Origin of the sequence: Sphaerotilus sp. (assembly GCF_041083715.1) — a bacterium.
Classification (GTDB): domain Bacteria; phylum Pseudomonadota; class Gammaproteobacteria; order Burkholderiales; family Burkholderiaceae_C; genus Sphaerotilus.
Genome location: NZ_JBFPGY010000111.1, coordinates 1 through 3,371, shown reverse-complemented (window position 1 = coordinate 3,371; position 3,371 = coordinate 1). Strand labels below are relative to the sequence as shown.

At 68.1% G+C, this 3,371-nt stretch carries 5 protein-coding genes; 3 read left to right on the top strand and 2 right to left on the bottom strand.

Going from position 1 to position 3,371, the window contains the following annotated elements; translation table 11 throughout:
* Positions 1–144 precede the first annotated feature (144 nt).
* Both AB3X43_RS05475 and AB3X43_RS05470 read right to left on the bottom strand, forming a co-directional pair.
* The gene (locus AB3X43_RS05475) at positions 145–723 is read right to left on the bottom strand and encodes a DUF2242 domain-containing protein (protein WP_369428860.1); all 579 of its coding nucleotides are present in this window, start codon (positions 721–723) and stop codon (positions 145–147) included.
* Between the two features lie 15 nt (positions 724–738).
* Complete coding sequence (locus tag AB3X43_RS05470; RefSeq protein WP_369428859.1) at positions 739–1,110, bottom strand: hypothetical protein; 372 nt, start codon at positions 1,108–1,110, stop codon at positions 739–741.
* Positions 1,111–1,418: 308 nt separating this feature from the next.
* Here AB3X43_RS05470 and AB3X43_RS05465 point away from each other — a divergent pair, with 308 nt between their 5' ends.
* The 3 genes from AB3X43_RS05465 to AB3X43_RS05455 all read left to right on the top strand — a co-directional run.
* Positions 1,419–2,435 carry a phospholipase A gene (locus AB3X43_RS05465; protein ID WP_369428858.1) on the top strand — a complete coding sequence of 339 codons (1,017 nt, stop codon included), beginning with the start codon at positions 1,419–1,421 and terminating at the stop codon, positions 2,433–2,435.
* A gap of 12 nt (positions 2,436–2,447) precedes the next feature.
* Positions 2,448–3,113: a 3'-5' exonuclease gene (locus AB3X43_RS05460; protein WP_369428857.1), complete on the top strand. Its 666-nt coding sequence runs from the start codon at positions 2,448–2,450 to the stop codon at positions 3,111–3,113.
* The coding region (locus AB3X43_RS05455) for an oxidoreductase (RefSeq protein ID WP_473965064.1) at positions 3,110–3,371 on the top strand (262 nt) is incomplete at its 3' end. The genes AB3X43_RS05460 and AB3X43_RS05455, both read left to right, overlap by 4 nt.

Sequence of the window (3,371 nt, the reverse complement as noted above, 5' to 3'; positions counted from 1 at the left end):
CAGCGCCGCCCGCAGCGCGTCAGCGCGCGTTCCCTGCACTTCCCGTCCCTTCTGGGCGGAGGGTGGCCGTGAACCGGTCATGGTGCTCTCCAGTCGTTGAGAAACGATAGCACCATTCATGCCCGCCAGGCCTTGGCAACGGCCCTAGGGTGCGTCGAGGTAGCGCTCGATCAGGCTGAAAAACCGGTCATAGAACGCGCCGGCCGGGATGGTCTCGCTGGCGACCTTGACCAGCGAGTCGTCGCTGGAGGACACCGGCAGCGACAGCGAGCCGATCGCGCTGACGCCCAGGCTGGCGGAGTTGGGGTTCTTCTTGAGAGAGTAGCGGTCCTGCACCGCGTTGACGAAGGCGATCGTCGATGGTGGGTCACCCGCGGTCGCCGGACTGGCTGTCACCTCCGGTACGCAGACGATGTGGAACTCGATCTGCACATGCACCTCCGGTTCGGGCTGGAAACTCTTGCTCCCGTTGACCGCGTCGACCCGCGCCGTGGAGGTGATGACATAGCCTTGGCTGAGCAAGGCGCGCCGGGCCGCTTCGCAGGTGGCGGTGACACCAGAGGTGAACACGCGCGAGAACGTGTCTGTCGACGCGAATGCCTCGTTCAGGTAGACCCGGTTTGCAGTCTTGCTCGACGCACCGGTCGAACCCGCGCAACCACCCAGCAGCGCCACGACCACCAGCAGTGCCGAGGCCGAGCGGAAGCGGGCGGACACCGGCACGGGTGCGCGACTCCGTCAGCGGGCCGGGCGGCGTCCGGCGGACTTGGCCTTGGGCGTCGGTTTCTCCGCCACGGCAGATTCCGGCGCCGCGGTGAACAGCTTGGCGGCACGGCTCTTGATTTCGAGCAGCTCGCTCGGCGTGACCGCGTAGCGCGCAGCCATCACATCGACCGTGATGCTGAACTCGACGTCCTTCTTGCCGTTGGTCAGCAGGCCCGAGGTGAACTCGTAGTCTTCGTCATGGGCCGGGAAACCATCGGCCTCCAGATCATGGTCCTCGTAGCGCACGTTGCTGATCTCGCCACTGGCCATGTCCAGCAGTCCAGTGGACTTGATGATGCTGTCGGACAGTTCGTCGATGATGGCGATGGGCAGTTTCAGATCCATGTTCAGGGGTTCCGTTTGAGGGCGCCGGATGATGCCACATCGCACCAGGCGCCCACCTGATCGGCGGCCCGTTCATGGCGGCGGGAGCCGATCTGCGCCATCACCGGGCGGACGGCGATGGAGATACATGGACTTACAAGCACATCCTGCCGCCCCGGACCGATCCGTACCGATGTCACGAACCACGCCCTACCATCGGCGCCGTCGTCGGACTCCTGCCCTGCCCCATGCACTCTCCACTGATGCCACGCCGCGTGTCGGCTGCGCCCACCGGCCTTGCGGTCACCTGCACGTCCCTGCTGTGCGCAATGGCACCCCTGCCAGCGACCGCCGCGGACGAACCCGCCACCACCGATCTGCAGCACTGCGCCGCCATCGCCGATGCAGCACCACGGCTCGCCTGCTACGACACGCTGTCCGGCCGCATGCACGCGCCACCCGCCGCCGCTCCGGTCGAGCAGACCACGCCATCGACACCACCCACCGCACCGGAACCACACCCGGCCAGCGCCCTCTCGCGCTACTGGGAGCTGGACGCGCAGGACAAGCACGGCGCGCTGCGTTTCGTCTCGTACCGGCCCAACTACATCCTGCCACTGCACGTCACGAGCCGCATCAACCACGCGCCGCAGTCGCCCACACAGGCTGCTGTGCCGATGCCGGACTACCAACGCGCAGAGGCCAAGTTCCAGCTCTCGCTGCGGACCAAGCTGCTGCAGGACGCCTTCGACTCGGGTGCCGACCTCTGGGCCGGTTTCACGCAGCAGGCGGTGTGGCAGGTCTTCAACGGCCAGGATTCGGCGCCGTTCCGCAACACCGATTACGAACCGGAGCTGATGCTGGTGCTGCCCACCCGGCCGGAGTGGCGCGATCTGCCGGGCGGCTGGCAGTGGCGCTACACACAGTTCGGGCTGGCACACCAGTCCAACGGCCAGTCCGACCCACTGTCGCGGAGCTGGAACCGGATCTACCTCGCTGCGGGCATCGAGCAGGGGCCCTGGTCCCTGACGGCGAAGGTGACACAGCGCCTGAACGAGCCCATCGAGACCGACAACAACCCGGATCTGACCAACTACCGCGGGCGGGGCGAGCTGCGCCTGCGTTGGGCCTCGGGCAGTTCGGTCGCCTCGCTGCAGTTCAACGGTTCGGTGCGCCGACCGGACAACGGTGCGCTGCTGGCCGAGTGGAGCCGACCGATCCAGCGGAACCAGCCGGAGGGTTTGCGCTGGTATGTGCAGGCCTTCTCCGGCTACGGCGAGACGCTGACCGACTACAACTTCCGGCAGACCAGCGTCGGCGCGGGCGTGATGTTCTCGCCGTTCTGAGATCATCGGCGGATGTCCGCCGCCACCCACGCCACCGCCTCCCGCATCGCCGTCATCGACTTCGAGACCACCGGCATCTCGCCCCAGATGGGTGACCGCGCCACCGAGGTGGCCATCGTGCTCCTGGAGGCCGGCCAGGTGGTCGACCGCTACCAGAGCCTGATGTTCACCGGTGCCTACATCCCGCCGTTCATCAGCCAGCTCACGGGCATCACCAACGCCATGGTGCGCAGCGCACCGACCGCCGTGCAGGTCATGTCCGACGCGGCGCGCTTCGTCGGCGGCGCGCCGATGGTGGCCCACAACGCCGCCTTCGACCGCAAGTTCTGGCAGGCCGAGCTGGCACTGGCCGGACTGGCCGCGCCGCACCCCTTCGCCTGCACGGTGATGCTGTCGCGTCGGCTCTACCCGCAAGCACCCAACCACCAGCTCGGCACGCTGGTCGATTTCCACCGCCTGCCCCGCACCGGTCAGGCGCACCGGGCGATGGCGGATGCGGAAATGGCAGCCGCCCTGCTGGCCCGCATCCAGCACGACCTGCGCGGCCCGGCCGGCACCGGACGCGCCGACCACGACTGGCTGATGCGGGTGCAGGCGTGCCCGAAGGCGCAGCTCGGGCGCCTGCTGGCCATGAACACCCCGACCCACACCCCCCACACGCACGGACCTCGCCCATGACCGGCTATCCCCACCTGCTCGCCCCGCTCGACCTCGGCTTCACGACACTGAAGAACCGCGTGCTCATGGGTTCCATGCACGTCGGGCTGGAGGAGGCCAAGGACGGCTTCGTCCGCATGGCCGCGTTCTACGCCGAGCGCGCACGCGGGGGTGTCGGCCTGATCGTCACCGGAGGCATCGCGCCGAACGACCAGGGACGTCCGATGCCCGGCGGCGCCTGCATGGCGACACAGGCAGAGGCCGACAGGCACCAGGTCG